At 68.7% G+C, this 19,496-nt stretch carries 17 protein-coding genes, 4 tRNA genes and 2 pseudogenes; 11 read left to right on the top strand and 12 right to left on the bottom strand.

Features of this window, described 5'->3' with window-relative positions; genetic code table 11:
- Window positions 1-523: pseudogene (locus tag A5712_RS31440) on the top strand (PE family protein); the annotation flags it as partial.
- Window positions 524-755: 232 nt separating this feature from the next.
- Here A5712_RS31440 and A5712_RS19395 read toward each other — a convergent pair.
- From A5712_RS19395 to A5712_RS19385, 3 genes are all read right to left on the bottom strand, one after another.
- Window positions 756-830: transfer RNA gene (locus tag A5712_RS19395), tRNA-Val, on the bottom strand.
- 15 nt (window positions 831-845) lie between these two features.
- Window positions 846-919: transfer RNA gene (locus A5712_RS19390), tRNA-Cys, on the bottom strand.
- Between the two features lie 29 nt (window positions 920-948).
- Window positions 949-1,021 (bottom strand) — tRNA-Gly (locus A5712_RS19385).
- Between the two features lie 177 nt (window positions 1,022-1,198).
- On the opposite strand from A5712_RS19385, the gene A5712_RS19380 reads away from it, so the two are divergent.
- Window positions 1,199-1,270, top strand: a tRNA-Val gene (locus tag A5712_RS19380).
- Between the two features lie 124 nt (window positions 1,271-1,394).
- Here the strand turns inward: A5712_RS19380 and A5712_RS19375 are convergent.
- The 3 genes and pseudogenes from A5712_RS19375 to A5712_RS19365 form a co-directional block, all read right to left on the bottom strand.
- A complete protein-coding gene (locus A5712_RS19375) occupies window positions 1,395-2,432 on the bottom strand; it encodes a YncE family protein (protein ID WP_068108248.1) in 1,038 nt (345 codons plus the stop codon).
- A 151-nt stretch (window positions 2,433-2,583) separates the two neighbouring features.
- Window positions 2,584-4,233: pseudogene (locus A5712_RS19370) on the bottom strand (NHL repeat-containing protein); the annotation flags it as partial.
- A gap of 1 nt (window position 4,234) precedes the next feature.
- On the bottom strand, window positions 4,235-5,500 hold the full coding sequence (locus tag A5712_RS19365) for a hypothetical protein (protein ID WP_231982169.1): 1,266 nt from the start codon (window positions 5,498-5,500) through the stop codon (window positions 4,235-4,237).
- Between the two features lie 294 nt (window positions 5,501-5,794).
- Between A5712_RS19365 and A5712_RS19360 the strand changes: the two genes are divergently transcribed.
- From A5712_RS19360 to A5712_RS19350, 3 genes are read left to right on the top strand one after another with little or no spacing between them, the layout of a single operon-like run.
- A complete protein-coding gene (locus tag A5712_RS19360; RefSeq protein WP_152531397.1) occupies window positions 5,795-6,232 on the top strand; it encodes an MmpS family transport accessory protein in 438 nt (145 codons plus the stop codon).
- Window positions 6,229-9,093 carry an RND family transporter gene (locus A5712_RS19355; RefSeq protein WP_068108240.1) on the top strand — a complete coding sequence of 955 codons (2,865 nt, stop codon included), beginning with the start codon at window positions 6,229-6,231 and terminating at the stop codon, window positions 9,091-9,093. The genes A5712_RS19360 and A5712_RS19355 overlap by 4 nt, the downstream gene beginning before the upstream one ends.
- A 4-nt stretch (window positions 9,094-9,097) precedes the next feature.
- Window positions 9,098-9,694: a TetR/AcrR family transcriptional regulator gene (locus tag A5712_RS19350; protein ID WP_068108237.1), complete on the top strand. Its 597-nt coding sequence runs from the start codon at window positions 9,098-9,100 to the stop codon at window positions 9,692-9,694.
- 63 nt (window positions 9,695-9,757) lie between these two features.
- Here the strand turns inward: A5712_RS19350 and A5712_RS19345 are convergent, their stop codons facing one another.
- Window positions 9,758-10,084 (bottom strand): WhiB family transcriptional regulator, encoded by a 327-nt coding sequence (locus A5712_RS19345; RefSeq protein ID WP_068108233.1) that lies wholly within the window; start codon window positions 10,082-10,084, stop codon window positions 9,758-9,760.
- 345 nt (window positions 10,085-10,429) lie between these two features.
- On the opposite strand from A5712_RS19345, the gene A5712_RS19340 reads away from it, so the two are divergent.
- Window positions 10,430-10,723, top strand: coding sequence for a hypothetical protein (locus tag A5712_RS19340; protein ID WP_068108229.1), 294 nt, complete (start codon window positions 10,430-10,432; stop codon window positions 10,721-10,723).
- Window positions 10,724-10,778: 55 nt separating this feature from the next.
- The gene (locus A5712_RS19335; protein WP_068108226.1) at window positions 10,779-11,606 is read left to right on the top strand and encodes an enoyl-CoA hydratase/isomerase family protein; all 828 of its coding nucleotides are present in this window, start codon (window positions 10,779-10,781) and stop codon (window positions 11,604-11,606) included.
- Here A5712_RS19335 and A5712_RS19330 read toward each other — a convergent pair.
- The 3 genes from A5712_RS19330 to A5712_RS19320 are packed head-to-tail and all read right to left on the bottom strand — an operon-like array spanning window position 11,601 to window position 14,860.
- Window positions 11,601-12,389, bottom strand: a complete 789-nt coding sequence (locus A5712_RS19330; protein WP_068108223.1) for an MBL fold metallo-hydrolase — start codon at window positions 12,387-12,389, stop codon at window positions 11,601-11,603. The genes A5712_RS19335 and A5712_RS19330 overlap by 6 nt on opposite strands.
- Window positions 12,382-13,914, bottom strand: a complete 1,533-nt coding sequence (locus A5712_RS19325; RefSeq protein ID WP_068108220.1) for a long-chain-fatty-acid--CoA ligase — start codon at window positions 13,912-13,914, stop codon at window positions 12,382-12,384. Before A5712_RS19325 ends, A5712_RS19330 begins: the two co-directional genes overlap by 8 nt.
- A 16-nt stretch (window positions 13,915-13,930) precedes the next feature.
- Window positions 13,931-14,860, bottom strand: a complete 930-nt coding sequence (locus A5712_RS19320) for a DMT family transporter (RefSeq protein ID WP_082973530.1) — start codon at window positions 14,858-14,860, stop codon at window positions 13,931-13,933.
- 65 nt (window positions 14,861-14,925) lie between these two features.
- Between A5712_RS19320 and A5712_RS19315 the strand changes: the two genes are divergently transcribed.
- From A5712_RS19315 to A5712_RS19300, 4 genes are all read left to right on the top strand, one after another.
- Window positions 14,926-15,528 (top strand): CGNR zinc finger domain-containing protein, encoded by a 603-nt coding sequence (locus A5712_RS19315; protein ID WP_068108213.1) that lies wholly within the window; start codon window positions 14,926-14,928, stop codon window positions 15,526-15,528.
- Between the two features lie 122 nt (window positions 15,529-15,650).
- Complete coding sequence (locus A5712_RS19310; protein WP_068108210.1) at window positions 15,651-16,439, top strand: SDR family NAD(P)-dependent oxidoreductase; 789 nt, start codon at window positions 15,651-15,653, stop codon at window positions 16,437-16,439.
- A gap of 17 nt (window positions 16,440-16,456) precedes the next feature.
- Window positions 16,457-17,380 (top strand): catalase family peroxidase, encoded by a 924-nt coding sequence (locus A5712_RS19305; RefSeq protein ID WP_068108207.1) that lies wholly within the window; start codon window positions 16,457-16,459, stop codon window positions 17,378-17,380.
- A gap of 36 nt (window positions 17,381-17,416) precedes the next feature.
- Entirely contained in the window at window positions 17,417-18,187 is a 771-nt protein-coding gene (locus tag A5712_RS19300) for a sulfite exporter TauE/SafE family protein (protein WP_068108203.1), read from the top strand.
- Here A5712_RS19300 and A5712_RS19295 read toward each other — a convergent pair.
- Both A5712_RS19295 and A5712_RS19290 read right to left on the bottom strand, forming a co-directional pair.
- The gene (locus A5712_RS19295; RefSeq protein ID WP_068108201.1) at window positions 18,174-19,259 is read right to left on the bottom strand and encodes a glutamate--cysteine ligase; all 1,086 of its coding nucleotides are present in this window, start codon (window positions 19,257-19,259) and stop codon (window positions 18,174-18,176) included. The genes A5712_RS19300 and A5712_RS19295 overlap by 14 nt on opposite strands.
- Window positions 19,260-19,293: 34 nt before the next feature.
- Window positions 19,294-19,496: anti-sigma factor antagonist (locus A5712_RS19290; protein WP_156766648.1), on the bottom strand; the 203-nt coding region annotated here is incomplete at its 5' end.

Raw genomic sequence — 19,496 nt, 5'->3', positions numbered from 1 at the left:
CGCCGGTGCCAGTCCGGTTGGCGCTAGCGGCGGCATCGGCGGCGGCGGCGGTGGCGGCGGTGAGGGCGGCATCGGCACGAACGGAAACGTTTTCCTCAACCTCGGCGGCCCTGAGACTACTTTCGCCGCCGGCGGCGGCGGTGGCGGTGGCGGCGGCGCGGGCGACGCCGCCCACAGTGGTGGGGCAGGCGGCGCCGGCGGCGCCGCGAGCAGCGAGGTCCAGCCCGTCGCGTTCAGCGGCGGCGCTGGTGAGACCAGCGGCGGCGCGACCGGCGGCGGTGGTGGCGGCGGCGCCGCCGTCGTCGACACCCCAGCTGCGTCGCCCAGCTTCGTCGCCAACAGTGGCGATGGCGCCGACGGCGCCAGCGGGATCGGCGGCAACGGCACCATTAGTGCAAATGTTGGGAGCAACAGCGGAGGGCAAGGCGGGGGCGTCGGCACTAGTTCCTACGACAACGGCACCGGCGAAGGCTGGGACTATTTGGGGTTCGGCCGGCCGGGCGAGTCCACCGCGACTGGCTAACACCCCTAAACGGCAGAACCAATTGCGCCCGTTCAGGATATCTACGCACTACACGCTCCAATGTCACTCGCGTTGCACATGTCAAGCAGAGCGCAAATTGGTCTCCAAGTGCGCCACAACGAGCTCCCGACTGATGTCGGCCGCAGCGTCTTCCCCACTCTTCCCAACGGGCGGCATACTGGCAGCGGTTCGACCAAGTGGGCCCGCAAACATGCTCTGAACTGCGAAAACTTGGTGCGCGATACTGGGATTGAACCAGTGACCTCTTCCGTGTCAGGGAAGCGCTCTCCCGCTGAGCTAATCGCGCCTTGGGGGTCAAACTTGGAGGTGGAGACGGGAATCGAACCCGTGTGCACGGCTTTGCAGGCCGTTGCCTCACCACTCGGCCACTCCACCGCGGGGGATTGATGCCACTTGCACCTTCGAGCGGACGACGGGATTCGAACCCGCGACCCTCACCTTGGCAAGGTGATGCGCTACCAACTGCGCTACGTCCGCGCGCAACGGGCGAGATCGTCGCCCGTCGCGAAGGACGACGATAGTCCACCTGAGCGGGCGCACACAAATCTCTTGGTGACGTTGCGGCTCTAGGCTAGCGCGCCCGGCGACGCACGCGGCGAGTTGGGCGCTGCCCGATTCGTGCTACCCTTCGACGTCGTTCGCCCGTCGGCGCCGGGTCCCGTGGCTCAGTGGAAGAGCGTCCGCTTCACACGCGGAAGGTCGCTGGTTCGATCCCAGCCGGGACCACCCTTCTGACCTGCGCGAACACGGCTCGTGCACTCTATGATCGGTTGGATTCGCCCGGTTCTTGGTACATCCACGATCCTTGGCGTACAAGACAATCCGTTGCCCCGGCGAGCCCTTGCCCGCGCTATCGAGATTCGATCACCGACACGGTCCCGTCGCCGCCGTTGGTGACGTAAACGGTGTGGCTGCCCGGGTCTACCGCCAGTCCGCCCGGGTGCTTGCCGACGGGCACGGTGGCGGTGGCGGTGCGCGTCGGGGCGTCGATCACCGACACCGTGTTGTCGGCGTTGTTGGTGACGTAGACCGTGTGGGTGCCCGGATCCACCGCCACCCCGCCCGGGTGCTTGCCGACCGGCACGGTGGCGGTGACGGTGCGCGTCATGGCGTCGATCACCGACACGGTCCCGTCGCCTCCGTTGGCGACGTAGACGGCGTGGGTGCCCGGATCCACCGCCAGGTCGGCCGGGTTCTTCCCGACGGGCACGGTGGCGACGACCGTACGCGTCGAAGCGTCGATCACCGACACCGTGTTGTCCGCGGCGTTGGTGGCGTAGACGGTATGGGTGCCCGGATCCACCGCCACCTCGTGTGGTTGCTTGCCGACGGTCACGTCGGCGGTGACAGTGCGCATCGGGGCGTCGATCGCCGAGACCGTGCCGTCATAGTTGCCGACGTGGGCAGCGGCCGTTCGAAGTCGACCGACGTAGACGGTGTGGGTGTCCGGGTCCACCGCCACCCCCGCCGGGTTCTCTTCCGGGCCCGTGCCGAGGGGCACGGTGGCGGTCACGGTGCGCGTTGACGCGTCGATCACCGACACTGTGACGCCGTAATTGGTGACATAGACGGTGTGGGTGCCCGGGTCCACCGCCACCCCCTCCGGGCCATAGAACGGCTTGCCGACGGGCACGGTGGCGGTGACGGCGCGCGTCGAGGCGTCGATCACCGACATCGTGTCGTCGTCGCGGTTGGTGACGTAGACGGTGTGGGTACCCGGGTCCACCGCCACCCCCGACGCCGACTTGCCGACGGGCACCGTGGCGGCAACCCGGTAAGTCGGAGGCGTCTTACTGCATCCGGTGACGCCGATGGCGGCAACGGCGAGCAGCACGAGCGCGGCGATGGCGGTCGCGATGGAGAGCGCCGCGATTCTTGCGTTCGTCATGATTTGCTTTCCTTACCGCCGAAGATGTCCGGTCTGGGATGCGCGATGGCGCGGCTGTTGTGGTCGGTCACACCAAGGCTGCGGTGGGCGCCTTGCGTGTTTCTTGCTTGGTTCTTGTGCCGGTCCGCTGTTGCACTTCGACGCGTCAGCCCGCCGGCAGCTTCACCACCTCGGCGTTATCGCGGTCGGTGACGTAGACGGCGCCCGACGCATCCACCGCCACCGCCCAAGGGTCGCCGAGGCCGACGAACGGCAGCACAGTTTGGGCGTTCGACCCGGCCGCGAGCTTCACGACGCGCTTGTTGGCGGAGTCGGCGACGTAGACGGCGCCCGCCGTGTCGACCGCTATGCCGTGCGGGCCGCCGACTCGGCTGAAGCCGTTGAACGGCAGGACAGTTGGCGAGTTCGACCCGGCCGCCAGCTTCATGACCTTGTCGAAGTCGAGGACATAGACATCGCCCGCGGTGTCCACCGCAAGCCCCGCAGGGTCGCCAAGGCCGTTGAACGGCAGGACCGTTGGCGTGTTGGACCCCGCGGGCAACTTCAGCACCCGATTCTTGCGGTAATCGGTGACCAAGACATCGCCCGCGGTATCGACCGCGACATCCCGCGGGGCGACGCCCGAAAACGGCAGCACGGTCTGGGTATTGGAGTCCGGCGCCAACTTCAACACTCGATTGGTCGTGTTGTCGACGACGTACGTGTTGCCGGCGGTGTCGACCGCCACGCTCTCGGGGAAGCCGAGTCCGGTGAACCGCAGGTCGGTTTGGGTGTTGGACCCGGCCGCCAGCTTGATTACCCGGTTGCGGCGGTCGCGCGAGGTGTTGTTGACGACGTAGACGTTGCCGGCGGTGTCCACCGCCACCGCCCAGGGATCGTCGATGCCACTGAACGGCAGCACCGTCTGTCGGCACGCCGGCGGCGCCATTGACTGCGCCGACGAGAGCTTCACGACTCTGTTGTTTTGGGCGTCGGCCACATACACGTTTCCGGCGGTGTCGACCGCCGCACTCTCGGGGCCGGTGAGGCCGGTGAACGGCAGCGCCGTCTGCGTGCACGATCCGGACGCCATCGTCACCACGGCGTTGTTGAAATAGTCTGTGACAGAAACCCTTCCGGCAGAGTCCACCGCCACCCCGATGGGGCCTTGGAGCCCCTCGAATGGCAGTACGGTCTGGGTGGTCGCCCCGGCCCCCAGCGTCACCACCCGCTTGCCGCCGAAGTCGGCGACGTAGACGGTGCCGGTGCCGTCCACCGCGACGCCGCGCGGGCGGCCGAGGTGGGTGAATGGCAGCACCGTCTGGGTGGTCGACCCGGCGGCCAACTCGACCACCCGAGCATTGAGGTAATCGGCGACGTAAACGGCGCCGGCCGAATCCACTGCCACGCCGTCCGGGCCGTTGAGGCCCGTGAACGGCAACACGGTCTGGGTGTCGGACCCGGCCGGCAGCTTCACCACCCGGTCGTTGTGGTCGTCAGCGACGTAGACGGCGCCGGCTTTGTCCACCGCCACGCTGTCGGGGTAGTTGAGCCCGGTGAACGGCAGCACCGTCGGGCTGTTCGACCCGGGGGCCAACTTCAGCACTCGTTTGTTGCCGCTGTCGGCGACATACACCGCGCCGCTGGAATCCACCGCGACGCCGGCGGGGTGGTTGAGACCGCCCAGCGGCAGCGCGGTTTGTTGGGGCGCCGGCGCCGACCGCGGCGACGAGTGGCACGCGGTGAGGCCGATGACGGCAACGGTGAGGGCGACGATCGTGGCGTTTCGGCGTTGCCCCCACAGCCGCTGGTGCGGTCGCACGCTACTTCTCGCCCGGGTAAGGCACCGCGCTGATGACCGCTCCGCCGTTGAGCGGCGGTCCCAGCAGAACGTTGGTGGTGCCGGCGGCGGGGTCGTACTCGAGCAGCGACTGGGCAGGTCCGCAACCGGCGACCGTGGCTTTGAGATCGAGGTTCGCGCCGTGGATGCCGATCACGTAGATGCTGTGACTCGGATCGACGTTGGGGACCGCCACTTTGGACACCGTGCCGTCGGGGTTGAGCTTGCCGAGGTGGATGGCGCCGCATCCGCCCGCGTACTGGACGTAGGTGCCGGCCGGCAGTTGCCATGCGCTGATGTCGCCGGTGTCGGGCGACGCCGGGTCCGTTATCGGCGCGGTCAGGGCGGTCGGTGCCGAACCGTTGATGGGGACCAGCCAGAGCCGTGCGGGCCGGTTTGCGGCAGTGCAGTTGGCGAGGACGGTTTTCGCGCCGGCGTCCCACCATCGCACCGGTGAGCAGCTTCCTCCCGCAGGCGACAGCTCCTTACCGACCGTTCCGTCGTTGCCCATCAGGGCAAGGCCGGTGGCGGTACCCAGCACCAGCTGCGTGCCGTCCGGGGTTGACAGGTACTGGCCGTCGAAGGCGCTCGCGAGCTTGTCGGTCGGATAGGTCAGCTGCGGATTGCCGGCCAGGTCGACCCGCATCAGTTTCTTGTCCACCGTCAGAAGCAGCGCCTTGCCGTCGGGGCGCGTGAAGCGAGGGGCGACAGACGAGCCGTCGACGGTGAACGTGGTGCGGGTGCCGTTGTGCAGATCGAGCTCGGTGATCACCGTCGATTTTCCGGGGCCCGCGGAGGCCCAAACGGCGTGGCTGCCGTCGCCCGACCAGTCGACCCCATGGGGTTCCGTGTTCGGCGGGAAGGTGGTGATCGCGTAGCGACCGCCCGCCGGGTCGACGAGGTACAGGGTGACGGGAACCGTGCCGGGCGCCGGCGATCCCGGAGGCGGCGACCCGCCGGGAGGGACGCTCACGGCCGGGCTCCAGGTGGCGAGCATCCAGCCCGGGCCGACTTGCGACCAGGGCACGTCGCCGATCGATTTCTCGACACCATGAGCCGCCATCTCGGCAGCCGGGGGCGGCGTGGATGTCGTGGGGCTGCCCGGCGCTTGGTGCGATGCGGCCGCATCGTTCGACGAGCACCCAGCCGCCAGGACCGCGCCCAGCGCGACGAGGCTTGCGCACCGTCGCCATGTCCTCCCCGAGAGGCCTTCGTGGCCGCGGGTGGAGCGGCGCGAGCTCGTGATCATTTCGGTTCCTTTCCCGCGAGCGGTAAGTGGTCCTGGGCAATTGCCGCAACCATGTCGCTGATACCTTGCGTGATTCTTGCGGGGTTCTTGTGCGCGCCGCCGCCTATTCAGCCCAAATAGCGCAGCCTCCAACGGATCCGCACCCGGAACATCCCGCCTGCCGGCGCGGGAAGATCCCACCACTGTTCCTGGGGCGGCCCGCCCGACGATGCGGTAATGTCCTGACCGCCCGAGCATGGAACTTGCGTTCCGCGTGGGTGCGGCTCGGCGGTGGCGGCAGGGAGGAGATGGCAGGTGTATCGACTCTTCAAGAAGGTCTGGATCCCACTACTTCTCGTTGTCGTCGTCGCGCTCGGTTCGTATGTCGTGCTGCGGGTCCGCGCCAGTTTCGGAGCCACCGCACACGCCGCGAGCCACGACGCGAACGCCGACGACACGAAGCCGTTCAACCCGAAACACATCACCTACGAGGTCACGTCGCCATCGGGGGGCAGCGTCAGCGCCAACTACCTCGACGAGAACGGGCAACCCCATCTCGTCGAGCACGCGCCGCTGCCGTGGTCGTACACGATCGTGACGACCCTGCCGTCGATGTCGGCCAACATCGTCGCCCAAGGTGACAAAGGCCTGCGCAACATCCGATGTCGGGTCATCGTCGACGGCCAAGTCCGCGACGACCGCACCATCGACGAGTACGAACCCTTCATCTACTGCCTGGTGAAATCCGTATGAGTACCGAGCCCGGCTCCCGCTCCCGCATCGCCCGCATGATCCGCGTCCTGGCGGTGCCGATCATCCTGCTCTGGCTGCTTGTCGCGCTCGGCACCACGCTGTTCACGCCGTCGCTCGGCGACGTGGCGGGCAGGCACTCGGTGCCCATGACCCCGCGGGACGCGACCGCCTTCAAAGACATGATGAACATCGGCCACAAGTTCCAGGAGTTCGACACCGACTCCACGGCGATGGTCGTGTTGGAGGGCGACGACAAGCTCGGCGACAGCGCGCACGAGTTCTACAACAAGATCGTCGCCAAGCTCAAGGCCAGCAAGCATGTCCAGTTCCTGCAGGATTTCTGGAGTGACCCGCTGACCGCCGCCGGCTCCCAGAGCCCGGACGGTAAAGCCGCCTACGTGCAGGTCTTCCTCGACGGCGCGCAGGGCACTACCCCCGCCCACAGGTCGGTCGCCGAGGTCCGCAAGATCGTGAAAAGCGTCCCGCCGCCGCCGGGGGTGAAGGCCTACGTGGCCGGCAACACCGCGCTCAATACCGACACCCTGATCGCCGCGCACAACAGCATGGAACTGATGACGATGGTCACGATCGGCGTCATCTTCGTGATGCTACTGATCATCTATCGCTCCCTGAAGAACGCGATCCTGGCGCTGATCCTGGTCCGCTTCGAGCTCTATGCCGCGGAAGGCATCGTGGCGACCGCCGGGAATCTGGACATCATCGGGCTGACCCCGTACGCCGTCAGCATGGTCACGATGCTGACCATCGCCACGGGAACCGACTATTTCATCTTCCTGTTGGGTCGCTACCACGAAGCCCGATCCCGCGGCGAGGATCGAGAGCAGGCGTACTACAGCGCCTACAACGGCGTGGTGCACGTCATCCTGGGGTCGGGTCTGACGATCGTGGGCGCCTGCCTGTGCCTGACCGCGACCAAGCTTCCGTATTTCCAGACGATGGGCATCCCGTGCGCCATCGCGCTGGTGGTGACGATGCTGGCGGGCCTGACGCTGGCTCCCGCGTTGCTCGCGGTCGCGTCCAGGTTCGGTTTCTTCGATCCGAAACGTCAAGTGTCGGAACGGGGTTGGCGCAAGGTCGGCACGATGGTGACGAGGTGGCCGGTACCCATCATCGTCGTGGCGTCCTTTGTCGCGGTGATCGGCTTCGTCAGCCTGACGACCTATGTCCCGACCTACAACGACAGGAAGTTCACCCCGCCGGACATCGCGGCGAACGTCGCGCAGACGGCGGCCGAGCGGCACTTCAGCCCGGCGCGCATGAATCCGGAACTACTGATGGTCGAAGCCGACCACGATCTGCGCGATCCGGCGGACATGCTGATCATCGACAGGATCGCCAAGAGTGTCTTCCATGAACGCGGCATCGGGCGCGTCCAAACCATCACCCGCCCGCTGGGCGCGCCGATCGAACACAGTTCGATCCCCTTCGTGATCGCCATGAACAGCTCCAGCACCCTGCAGACCGCGAAATTCATGAACGACAGCATGGCGTCGATGCTCGAGCAGGCCGACGAGATGGGCCGAACGATCAGCGTCATGCAGCACATGTACGGCGTCATGCAGCAGATGACCGCCACGACGCACAGCATGGATCGCCGAACGCACGACCTGGTGGACACCACCAACGAGCTGCGGGACCGCATCGCGGACTTCGACGACTTCTGGCGGCCCATTCGCAGCTATTTCTATTGGGAGAGGCACTGTTTCGACATTCCCATGTGCTGGTCCTTGCGCTCGATCTTCGACGCGCTCGACGGCATCGACCAGATTTCCGACAAATTCGCCGGCCTCACAGTCGATTTCGACGCCCTGGACCGGTTGATGCCACAGCTGCTCGCCGACTTTCCCAAGACCATCGAGTCGATGCAACGAATGCGCGACTTCATGCTGTCCACGCACAGCTCGATGGCGGGCATCCAGCGGCATATGCAGGAAAACGCCGAAGGCTCGACGATGATGGGGAACTACTTCGACGAAGCCAAGAACGACGACAGCTTCTACCTTCCGCCCGAAGTCTTCAAAAACCCCGACTTCAAGCGCGGTTTGAAAATGTTCGTCTCGCCCGACGGTAAGGCGGTCCGCTTCATCATCACCCACCAGGGCGACCCCGCCTCGGTGGACGGGATCCAGCATGTGAAGGGCATCAAGCAGGCGGTTGCCGACGCGGTCAAGGGAACTCCTCTGGAGTCGGCGAAGGTGTCGCTGGCCGGCACCGCCTCGATGTACAGCGACATGCAGGACGGCGTGAAGATCGACCTGACGATCGCCGGCATCGCGACGCTGATCCTGATCTTCTCGATCATGCTGCTGATCACCCGGAGCTTGGTGGCATCCCTGGTGATCGTCGGCACCGTGCTCGCGTCGCTGGGCACAGCGTGTGGTCTGTCCGTGCTGCTGTGGCAGGACATCCTCGGCGTCGGCCTGCAATGGATCGTGCTACCGCTGACGGTGATCATCCTGCTGGCCGTCGGGTCCGACTACAACCTGCTGCTGGTCTCTCGCCTGAAGGAAGAAATCCCGGCCGGCCTCAACACCGGCATCATCCGGGGCATGGGAGCCTCCGGCCGGGTGGTCACCGCGGCCGGCCTGATATTCGCGGCGACCATGGCGTCGATGATCGTCAGCGACCTGGTGGTGATCGGGCAGTTCGGCACCGCGATCGGGTTGGGTCTGCTCGTCGACACGTTCATCGTGCGGGCGTTCATGACGCCGGCGATCGCCGCCGCGCTGGGCCGCTGGTTCTGGTGGCCGCTGGACACCTTCGCCATGCGGAAGCGGAAGGCGCCTGACGCGGAGCCGGAGGGTGACACCGCGCCCGTCCCGCAACTGACGGGGGTGTGACGCAATGGAATCGAAGCTTCGCCAGCGCACCGATGGCCGCCTGGACCGGTCCCGGGATCCCGCGATCCTCAACGCCGCTCTGGCCGCGCTGACCGAGAACGGGTACGACGCCACGAACATGGACGACATCGCCGCGCGAGCCGGCGTCGGCAAGGCCGCGATCTACCGGCGGTGGTCATCGAAAGCGGCATTGATGACCGACGTCCTGGTCTACTGGCGGCCGGATCTGCGCGACAACGACGTCTACGACACCGGCAGCCTGGCCGGCGACTTGGACGCCCTGATCGAGCGTGCGGTGCGCAACGACAACGAGTTGATCACCAACGACCTCGTTCTCCGCGTCGCCCTGGAAGCGACGCACGACCGCGAACTCGCCGCCGCGCTCGACGACCTGCTGCTGCTGCGGGGCCGACGCGTGATGACGACGATCTTGGCCCGCGCCGCGGCCCGCGGTGAGATCGCCGCCGACCGCGACTGGTCCCCGGTCGCCGACGTGCTCACCGCGATGAGTTTGTTTCGGGTGCTCAACGGCCAGACCGTCGACGCGGGTTACTTCCGGCAGGTCATCGACACACTTGTGCTTCCCGCGCTGTCAACCTAGAGCTTGTCGGGTATCGCGCGAGAGCTGTAACAGTTTCGTAATGAGGAAAAGCGAGCGGCCCGGCTAGCCGGCCGAGCGGGCGTTGCGCCGGCGGAAGAAATCCGTCCACGACACGACCTCGGGATGCTGCTTGAGCAGGGCCCTGCGCTGGCGCTCGGTCATCCCGCCCCAGATCCCGAACTCCACTTTGTTGTCGAGCGCCTCCGCCGCGCACTCCCGCAGCACGGGGCAGTGACGGCAGATCACGGCAGCCTTACGTTGTGCCGCCCCCCGCACGAACATTTCGTCGGGATCTGCGTCTCGGCACAGCGCCTCCATGACCCAGGTGCGATCGTCCGCCTCCACGGGGCGCGGAGCGCTGGTCACGGGCACAAGACTGATTGGCCGCACGGCCGTCGCTGATTCTGGCAATGAGCTATCCCTTCGTACCGGCCGGCCGAGCGCATGCTCTGCGGCCGCCTCCCCTGAGACCCCGTTGGGACGCGCGCCACATCGTGCCCGTTCGTGTGACCTAAATCCCCCCGGTCCCCAAGTTAAGGGATTCAGTATCGATTGCGCAACGTTTTGTGGCACATCCGTACCTTTTTTCTTGATTGGCTCGGAGCTTGATGCCGGTGACCTCGGCGTTTGCCAACGCGCCGTCGGGCCTGCCCGCGACGAACCCACGCACCTCCGGCCGAAATCGTGATCGACTAGTCCCAGCCGCTACAGAGCAAGAGACAAGGACGGTGGACGATGGCAGCCAACCAAGAGGGCATCGGCGTGTTGAAACTCGAATGCCCGCAACGCCACCCGGTGGGCAGGATCCTCAAGGAGGCCCCGCATCAGTCGGTCATGTACGACCCTGGCGCAATGGCCGGAGAACGCCGATTCTGGCCCAACGAAGAGGATCAGCCGCAGTTCAAGACGCACTGCCGCTTCTGCGACAAGCCGGTGGGCGAGGTCACGAGCACCCTGCAGGGCCAACTGGCGTCCCTGGTCGCCGACGCCTCGCAGACCATCGGAACCGTCACGATGCAGTTCGCCTAGGCGGCGTTACAGTCTTGGGGCGCGATGTTAAGCGCCGACGCGTGAGAGGAGCCCCGTGGCGACACCGGACGACGCCCCCCGCCCGCCCGAAGGCGACTGGCTGGGCACCCCGTACCTGAAGTTCGACCGCCAGGGGCCGATCGCGGTGTGCACGATCGACCGCCCCGAAGCGCGCAACGCCCTGACCCCGGCGATGTACTTCGGGATCCGCTACGCCATCGGGCGTGTCAGCGAGGACCCGGACCTGGCCGGGCTGTTGATCACCGGAACCGGGGACGTCTTCGCGCCCGGCGGCGACATGGGCGGCGAGGGAGCCACCGACAACTGGATCACGTTCGGCTCGGCGCTGGGCATGGACGTCACGCCGTTCGACGCGGTGCGCACGTCGGCCAAGCCCGTGGTCTCCGCGGTCAACGGGCTGTGCCAGGGCGGCGGCATGCAGATCGCGCTGTGCAGCGACCTGTCCGTGGTCAGCGAGCGGGCGACCTTCCGGGTGCCCGAGCTGTTCCGCGGCTACGCCGACACCTACTACAGCCAGATGCTGGTCCGCGTGATCGGGCCGGTCCGCACCCGCGACCTGATGTTCACCGGCCGGGTGCTGACCGCCGCCGAGGCGCTCGACTGGGGCCTGGTCACCCGGGTGGTGCCCCACGACGAGCTGCTCGCCACGGCCAAAGACCTGCTGGCGCAGGTGTGCCGGACCGCGCCGCGCGCCCGCGGCGTCATCAAGTCCAGCATCGACAGTTACCTCGGCCTGTACGACCGCATCGGCATGACCGCCAGTCTCACCGACGCCGAGGCCCGCGACGGCTTCCGCGCGTTCAAAGAGCGCCGATCGCCGGACTGGGTGCACCCGGAGCTGCGCACCGAGGGACGGCTATAGGTCGATCCACTCGCCGTGCGCCGCGACCCGCAGCACCCCGGCGATCCCGGCCTGATCGAACGCCGCGGCGAATTCGTCGGCGCCCTCGCTGAAGTGGGCCCAGCCGTCGACGTGGGCCGGGATCACCACCTTGGCGCCGAGGACCTCGGCGGCGGCGGCCGCGCGCGCCGACGTCAGCGTCAACGGCCGGCCGTTCTCCTTCGCGGGCACGCGCGCCGCCCCCGCGAACAGCACCGCGACGTCGATCTCGCCGACCCGATCGGCGATGGCCTTGACCGCGCTCATCGAGGCGTTGTCGCCGCTGAGATACACGGTGGGCAGGCCCGGCCCCGACAGCACGAAGCCCGTCACCTCGCAATTGACGTGGCCGCCGGCGTCGCGCTGCCCGTCGGCCGGACCGTGGACCGCCGGAACCGCTTGCGCCGCAAGCGAACCCGAGCCGCCCGGAACGTCATACGACTCCCACGCCGGCACGCCCACCGCGGGCGGGCCCAGCCGCCCGGCGGCGCCGGGATTGGTGAGCACCAGCGGGGCGGCCAGCGCCATCCGGCGGCCGTCGTCGTCGAGGTTGTCGGGATGCTGGTCGTGACTGATCAACACCGCATCCACCGGACCCAACGCGTCGGCGCCCACTGCCGGCCCCGCGAGCTTGGTCAGGTAGCCATGCTCACCGGGCGGGTCGAAGGTCGGATCCATCACGATCCGGCGCCCGGCGATGTCGATCACCGTCGTCGGCCCGCCCAGCACCGTGATCGCAAAGTCGCGTCGCCGCGAGTCAAACATTTCGGGCCCGGCCTTCCCAATACGGTTCGCGCAGCGCGGTTTTGAGGATCTTGCCGCTCGCGTTGCGGGGGAGCGACGCCACGAAGTCCACGGTGCGCGGGCATTTGTAACCGGCCAGGTGCCGGCGGCAGAACTCGATGATGTTCGCGGCGTCGACCTCCTCGGTGGCGACGACGATCGCCTTGACCGACTCGCCCCAGAAGTCGTCGGGCACGCCGATCACGGCGGCGTCGGCGACGGCCGGGTGCTCGATCAGCACGCTTTCCACCTCGGGCCCGTACACGTTCTCGCCGCCGGTGATGATCATGTCCTTGAGCCGGTCCTCGATGTAGACGTAGCCGTCGGCGTCGAGGCGCCCGATGTCGCCGGTGCGCACCCAGTCGTCGTCGGTGATCGTCTCCGCGGTCGCGTCGGGGCGGTTGAGGTAGCCGCTCATGTTCTGGTTGCTGCGCACCCAGATCTCGCCCGGCTGCCCGGCGGCCAGCACCTCGCCCGTTTCGGGGTCGACCACCCGAATCTCGGTGCCCAGCACGGGCTTTCCGGCCGACAGCTGCAGGTGGGGCCGGTCGGGGTCGCGGTGGTCGTCGTCGCCGAGCGCCGTGACGGCCCCGCACAGTTCCGTCTGCCCGTACACCTGGACGAAGTTCGTCTCGGGCCAGGTGTCGAGCGCCCGGTGCAGCAGCGGCACCGGCATGGGCGCGGCCCCGTAGACGATGTAGCGCAGGCCCGCGATCGCCGCGCTCGCCGCCTCGCCGGCTTCCAGGAACCGGGCGATGACCGGTGGCACGAAGAACGCGTGCGTCGCGCCGGATCGCACCGCCCCGATCAACGCCGCGGCGTCGGGCTCGCGGGTGATGATCGTCGGCACCCCCGCCGCGATGCCGAACAGCGCGTACCCGATTCCGCCGACGTGGAAGAGGGGCATCGCCACCAAGTTCGCGTCCCCGTCGCCGAACGGGAACGCCGGCGCCAGGTTCGCCGCGTGATTGGCCAGCGCGCGCTGGCTCAGCAGCACGCCTTTGGGCCGCCCGGTGGTGCCGGAGCTGTAGATCACCAGCGCGGTTTCGTCCTCGTCGACCTCGGCGGCGTGCGCGGGTTGCGCTGCGGCGAGCAGGGATTCGTACTCGTCGTCGATCACCACGATGCGATCCAGGCCGTCGACCCGCGCGGCGGCCGCCTCGGCGGCGGGCCGCAGTTCCGCGCCGACGAACAGCAACCGCGGGCGGCTGTCGGCCAGCACGTGCGCGAGCTCGTCGCCCATCACCCGCCAGTTGACGACGGTCGTCACCGCGCCGATCGACGCCGCGGCGAACAGGATCTCCAGGCAGGCCGGGTGATTCTTGTCCAGGAACGCCACGCAATCACCGCGCCGCACACCGGCGGCTTGCAGTGCCCCGGCCGCCCGCCGAATCCGCGCCGCCCACTGTTCCCACGACCACTGCCGCTCGCCGTAGCGGATCGCGACGTCGTCGGGCCGCTGCCGGGCGTGTCGCTCGACCAACCCGGCGAGCGTCGTGCTGTCCATAACCCCTCCGCAGAAGTCAATCTTTCCCACTCTGTGATACGCGGTCGCGCTCCCGCACGCCGCGGCGGGCCGCGGTTTCAGATCCACGCGAGCTGGCGAGGTAGCCGGCGGCAAGCACCAGCGCACACCCGCCGAGCTGCAGCGCCGAGGGACGCTCGCCCAGCACCGCGGCGCCCAGCGCGACCGCCCCCACCGGAGCCAGCAGGAGCAGCGCAGAGCTGACGGTGCTCGGGACCCGGGCCGAGAAGAACGCCACGAACAGCCAGCCGAGCAACTGGCCGGTGACGGCGACCAGGATCAACCAGCCGACGGCATGCCAGCCGGGCCACAGCTCCAAGCCGTGCCACCAGGGCCCGACGGCGACCGCCAGCACCGCCGAGGTCGCCAGCACCACCGCGTAGGTTTGCATGGCTTGGCCGGCCTGCCCACCGCGTCGCAGCAGGAACAGGAATCCCGAATAGCACAGCGCGGCGCCGATCGCGTGCGCGGTGCCCAGCGCGGGGTTGCTGCCCGAGATTCCGTGCTCGCCCATCCCGCCGGCGAGCGCGACGCCGACCAAGAGCGCGGGCAGCGCCAGCAGGAACCGGGCCGAGACCCGCTCCCGGTCGACGAGCCAGCTCAACAGCGGAACGACGGCGACCTGGGTGTTGACCAGGACGGTCGACAGGCCCGCCCCCACCTCCGGAATGGCCTGCGTCCACAGCAACATGTCACCGGCGAACAGGGCGCCACAGCAGGCGGCAGACAGCAGGCCGCGTCGCGACAGCGCGCGGCCCCGCCGCCATTCCGGGATGGCGAGCACGACGACCACCGGCAGCGCGAGCAGGCAGCGCGCGGCCGTCGCGGTCGCCGGGGTTGTCGCGGCCAGTTTCAGGAAGACGGCCGAGGCGGACACGCACAGGGCGCCGACGGCCAATCCGACTCTGTCTGCAGGTGTGCGCTTCATGTCGACGCGAGTACCCGGCTGCCTAATGGTTAAATCAGTATTTAAGAATTAGGCGGTGATGACTGATGGCGCGCTCGGAGGCGGCCGGTCTCGACCTGCGCGGGGGTCATCCCGCGGTCGACCTGGTCAACACAGTGGCGTGGCGGGGCGACCCGGAGCGTCGGACGGAATACCTGGCGGACTATCTCGACCTGGTGGCATGGGCGCGCCACGCCGGGGTGCTGTCGTCCGGTGAGGCGCGCAAGCTCGCCGTCTTCGACCGCGATGCCGCCGGAAAATCGTTGCGCCAGACCATCCGGCTCAGAGAGGCGCTGCATCGCATCTGGACGGGGTGCCGGTCGACCCGCGATGCCGACACGGTCGCCGGCGCATACCAATCCGCGCTACGGGCCCAACGCCTCACGATCGACGGCGACGTCGCCGGGTGGCACGAGGTGGCACTCGACGCGCAAACGCCGCTGCATCGGCTGGCGGCCGAATCGGTGACGCTGTTGACCGCCATCCCGTTGTCGCGCATCAAGCGATGCGGCGACTCGGCGTGCGGCTGGCTGTTCCTCGACACCAGTCACCGGCAGAACCGCCGATGGTGCAGCACCGCCGACTGCGGCAACCGCGCCCGGGTCCGACGGTTCTACGAGCGCACCCGGGACGCCCGGCCGGATCGCTAACGCAGTGTGAACCCAGGGCTTCGCGTGTGCGCACAGGGCGCCCCGGGCTCACACGCGACGCCGTGGGCTCACACGCGGCGCCGTGGGCGCACACCGAGCGCCGGTGTGCCACTATCACTGCCATGGTCAACGCCGATCGCGCCCGGTCCCGCACCTTCGTCGTGACGGGGGCGGCGTCCGGCATCGGACTGGCCACCGCGCGGCGCCTGCTCGCCGAGGGCGGCACCGTCGTCGGCGCCGACGTGGCGGCCCCACCCGACCTGGGAGCCGAATTCCACTTCGTCACCGCTGACATCACCGACGAAGACGCCATCGCCGCGGTGCTCGCCGCCGTCCCCGACCGCCTCGACGGCGTGTTCCACGCGGCCGGCGTCGCGGGCGGCGGGCCGGTGCACCTGCTCGACCGCAAGGAATGGGAGCGGGTGATCGGCATCAACCTCACCGGCACGTTCCTGGTAGCCAAGGCGGCGCTGGCCAAGATGATCGAGCAACCCCGCGTCGACGGGGAGCGCGGCTCGATCGTCACCGTCGCCAGCATCGAGGGCCTGGAGGGCACGGCCGGCGGCAGCTCCTACAACGCGGCCAAGGGCGGCGTCGTCCTGCTCACCAAAAACATCGCGCTCGACTACGGGCCCAGCGGCATCCGCGCCAACGCCATCTGCCCCGGCTTCATCGAAACCCCCATGGCCCAAGGCGTTTTCGGGCTGCCGGGGATGGAGGGCCCGCTGGCGTCGATCACCGAGGAGCACGCCCTGCAACGGTTCGGCCAGCCCGAGGAGGTCGCGGCGATGGCGGCGTTCCTGCTGTCGCCCGACGCCTCGTTCGTCAGCGGCCAGGCCATCGCCGTCGACGGCGGCTACACCGCCGGTCGCGATCACGGTGTCGTCAAACTCTTCGGCTTGCCCGACTAGCGCCTTAAGATTCGCGCATGGTCACTCCCGACGAGGCGATCGCGGCGATTCGAGGCACCGGCGGCGCGCAGCCGGGCTACCGCGCGCTGCACGCCAAAGGCACGCTGTACCGCGGCACGTTCACCGCGACCCCCGATGCGGCGGGCCTGTCGCGCGCCAAGCACCTCGACGGCTCGACGGTGCCCGCGCTGATCCGCTTCTCCAACGGATCGGGCAACCCGTCCCAGCGCGACGGCGCGCCCGGGGTGCGGGGGCTCGCGGTGAAGTTCACGCTGCCCGACGGGTCCACCACCGACGTCTCGACGCAGACCGCGCGGCTGTTCGTCTCGAGCACACCGGACGGGTTCGTCGACCTGCTCAAGGCGATGCGGCCGGGCCCGACGACGCCGCTGCGCATGGCCAAGTACTTTTTGACCCATCCGCGGCTGTTCGGCGCGCTGCCGGTGCTGCGCGACGCCAACAAGGTGCCGACCAGCTACGCCACCATCGAGTACCACGGCCTGCACGCCTTCCGCTGGGTCGCCGCCGACGGCAGCGCCAGATTCGTTCGCTACCACTGGGTTCCGGCCACCGAGTCCAAGGCGGCGGCCCCCCAAAGTGACGGCCCGGACTTTCTCACCGACGAACTGAACGCGCGCCTGGCAACCGGTCCCGTCCGGTTCGACTTCCGCGTCCAGATCGCCGGACCGGACGACTCGACCGTCGACCCGTCGGCGGCCTGGCAGAGCACCCAGATCGTCACCGTCGGCACGCTGCAGATCGACGGCCTGGACACGCAGCGCGAGCACGGCGGCGACATCGTCGTGTTCGACCCGATGCGCGTCACCGACGGCATCGAACCCTCCGACGATCCGGTGCTGCACTTCCGCAGCATCGCGTATTCGGCGTCGGTCAAGCTGCGCACCGGCGTGGACCGCGGGCCCGAAGCGCCGCCCGTCTGAGGCCGACTAAACTTCGCGGGAGTGCTGCTCTCCCATATGGTTTTGATCGTCGTGGCCGGGTTCGCCGCCGGCGCCATCAACGCCCTCGTCGGATCGGGCACCCTGGTCACCTTCCCGACGCTCGTCGCCCTCGGCTATCCGCCCGTCACCGCCACCATGTCGAACGCGGTCGGCCTGGTGGCGGGCAGCGTGTCGGGCACCTGGGGCTATCGCGCCGAGCTGGCCGGGCAGTGGGATCGGCTGCGCTGGCAGCTGCCGGCGTCGCTGGCCGGCGCGGTGCTGGGCGCCTTCCTGCTGCTGCACCTGCCCCCGACGGTGTTCGCCCGCGTCGTGCCGGTGCTGTTGGTGCTGGCGCTGGTGCTGGTGGTGATCGGGCCGAAGCTGCAGACGTGGGCGGCGCAGCGCGCGGAGGAGGCGGGGCGGTCGCCCGAACACATCACGCCGGCACGCAAGGCCTTGCTGGTGTTCGGGACGTTCGCCGTCGCGGTCTACGGCGGCTACTTCACCGCCGCGCAGGGCATCCTGCTGGTCGGGATCATGGGCGCGTTGCTGCCCGAGTCGGTGCAGCGCATGAACGCCGCAAAGAACCTGCTGACCCTGGTGGTGAACGTCGTTGCGGCGGTGAGCTATTCGCTGGTGGCGTTCGGCCGGATCAGCTGGCCGGTCGCCGGGCTGATCGCGGCGGGCTCGCTGGTCGGGGGACTGGTCGGGGCGCGCTACGGGCGCCGGCTGTCGCCGACGGCGCTGCGCTCGACGATCGTGGTGGTCGGGCTGATCGGCCTGTACCGCCTGCTCACCGTGGGTTGACGACGGCTTCGGCGATGACGTCCATCACGTCGTGGCGCTTTTGCCACGCGCGCAGCTGACGCATCGCCCCGTTGCCCTGCGCGGCGACGCGATCGAGTTCGGTTGTGACGCGGTCGTATTCACCGAGCGCGTCCAGCGCCGGGCGCATCCGCTGCACCAGCGCGCCCAACATCTGGCGCACCGGCACCGCCCCGCCGCCGTGGATCAGGTCGAGCGTGTGTCCCGCGAGCCCGTCGTGCGCGGCCTTCCAGTACGCGGCCCGCAGAGCCGCGGGCGGCAGGCGCTCGTGGTCGCCGCCCCGCTCGTCGAGCGCCGTCATCACCGCGGCCCTGACCAACGTGGCCAGCAGCACCGTCTCGTCGACCGTGGCCGGCACGTCGGCCACCCGGATCTCGACGGTCGGGAAGTTCTCCGACGGGCGCACGTCCCAATAGACCATCTTGTGGTCGAGGATGACCTCGCTGTCGATCAGCATGCGCACGGTGCGGTCGTACTCCTCGGGCGCGGGGAAGAACGGCGGCGGCCCGGCCACCGGCCAGCGCCGCCACAACACGCTGCGCCAGCTCGCGTAGCCGCTGTCGGCGTTGCGATACACCCGCGAATTGGCCGACAGCGCAAGCAGTGACGGCAGCCACGGCCGCAGCCAGTTGCTGACCCGGATCGCGGCGGCCCGGTCGGGCACCTCCACGTGGACGTGACACCCGCAGATGCCCTGCTCGTGCGCGACCATCCCGTACGCCTCGCCGATCCGCTGGTACCGCGGTGTGTCGGTGACGGGAAACTCGTGCGGCGTGCTGGGCGGTAGGCCGGCGGCGAGCAGCTGCACCCCGGCGGCGACGGCGGCCTCGGCGGCGGCGCGGCGCAGCCGGGTGAGTTGCTCGCCCAGTTCCGCGCTGGTCGCCGTGACGCTGGAGTTGGTTTCGACCTGGCAGCTGCTCAGTTCCAGCTGCAGGGTCGCGCCCCGCCGCTCGGCTTCCTCGGCCACCGCGGCGTTGCGGGGGGCAGGTTCACCGGTACGCGGGTCGACGAGGAGGAATTCCTCCTCCGCACCGAAGGTGGGAAGCCCGTCCATTCAGCCGATTATCGGCCGATTGACTTGGGGCGGCTTACCAGCGAGCGGTCGACGCGAGCGCGGCGTCCGCGGTCGGGTAAACCGGCAGCAGGCGGTTCAGCCCGCAGGCGTCGACGATGCGGGCGACGAACGGTTCGCAGGTGACCAGGCGCAACTCGATGCCGCGCTCTCGACACCGCTTCGCCTCCTCGGCCAGCACCGCGAACGCGCAGCAGCCCATGAACTCGAGGCCGCTGA

Source organism: Mycobacterium sp. E2327 (genome assembly GCF_001672675.1).
Classification (GTDB): domain Bacteria; phylum Actinomycetota; class Actinomycetes; order Mycobacteriales; family Mycobacteriaceae; genus Mycobacterium.
The sequence above is the reverse complement of the archived record's forward strand: the minus strand, read 5'-3'. Positions and strand labels throughout refer to the sequence as shown.

Excerpts from the sequence above, each read along its gene's own strand:
- A5712_RS19325 (WP_068108220.1), bottom strand. The coding sequence starts at position 13,914 with ATGGACAGCACGACGCTCGCCGGGTTGGTCGAGCGACACGCCCGGCAG.
- A5712_RS19340 (WP_068108229.1), top strand. The coding sequence starts at position 10,430 with ATGGCAGCCAACCAAGAGGGCATCGGCGTGTTGAAACTCGAATGCCCG.
- A5712_RS19365 (WP_231982169.1), bottom strand. The coding sequence starts at position 5,500 with ATGATCACGAGCTCGCGCCGCTCCACCCGCGGCCACGAAGGCCTCTCG.
- A5712_RS19355 (WP_068108240.1), top strand. The coding sequence starts at position 6,229 with ATGAGTACCGAGCCCGGCTCCCGCTCCCGCATCGCCCGCATGATCCGC.
- A5712_RS19300 (WP_068108203.1), top strand. The coding sequence starts at position 17,417 with ATGGTTTTGATCGTCGTGGCCGGGTTCGCCGCCGGCGCCATCAACGCC.
- A5712_RS19295 (WP_068108201.1), bottom strand. The coding sequence starts at position 19,259 with ATGGACGGGCTTCCCACCTTCGGTGCGGAGGAGGAATTCCTCCTCGTC.
- A5712_RS19375 (WP_068108248.1), bottom strand. The coding sequence starts at position 2,432 with ATGACGAACGCAAGAATCGCGGCGCTCTCCATCGCGACCGCCATCGCC.
- A5712_RS19305 (WP_068108207.1), top strand. The coding sequence starts at position 16,457 with ATGGTCACTCCCGACGAGGCGATCGCGGCGATTCGAGGCACCGGCGGC.
- A5712_RS19310 (WP_068108210.1), top strand. The coding sequence starts at position 15,651 with ATGGTCAACGCCGATCGCGCCCGGTCCCGCACCTTCGTCGTGACGGGG.
- A5712_RS19350 (WP_068108237.1), top strand. The coding sequence starts at position 9,098 with ATGGAATCGAAGCTTCGCCAGCGCACCGATGGCCGCCTGGACCGGTCC.
- A5712_RS19330 (WP_068108223.1), bottom strand. The coding sequence starts at position 12,389 with ATGTTTGACTCGCGGCGACGCGACTTTGCGATCACGGTGCTGGGCGGG.
- A5712_RS19320 (WP_082973530.1), bottom strand. The coding sequence starts at position 14,860 with ATGAAGCGCACACCTGCAGACAGAGTCGGATTGGCCGTCGGCGCCCTG.
- A5712_RS19315 (WP_068108213.1), top strand. The coding sequence starts at position 14,926 with ATGGCGCGCTCGGAGGCGGCCGGTCTCGACCTGCGCGGGGGTCATCCC.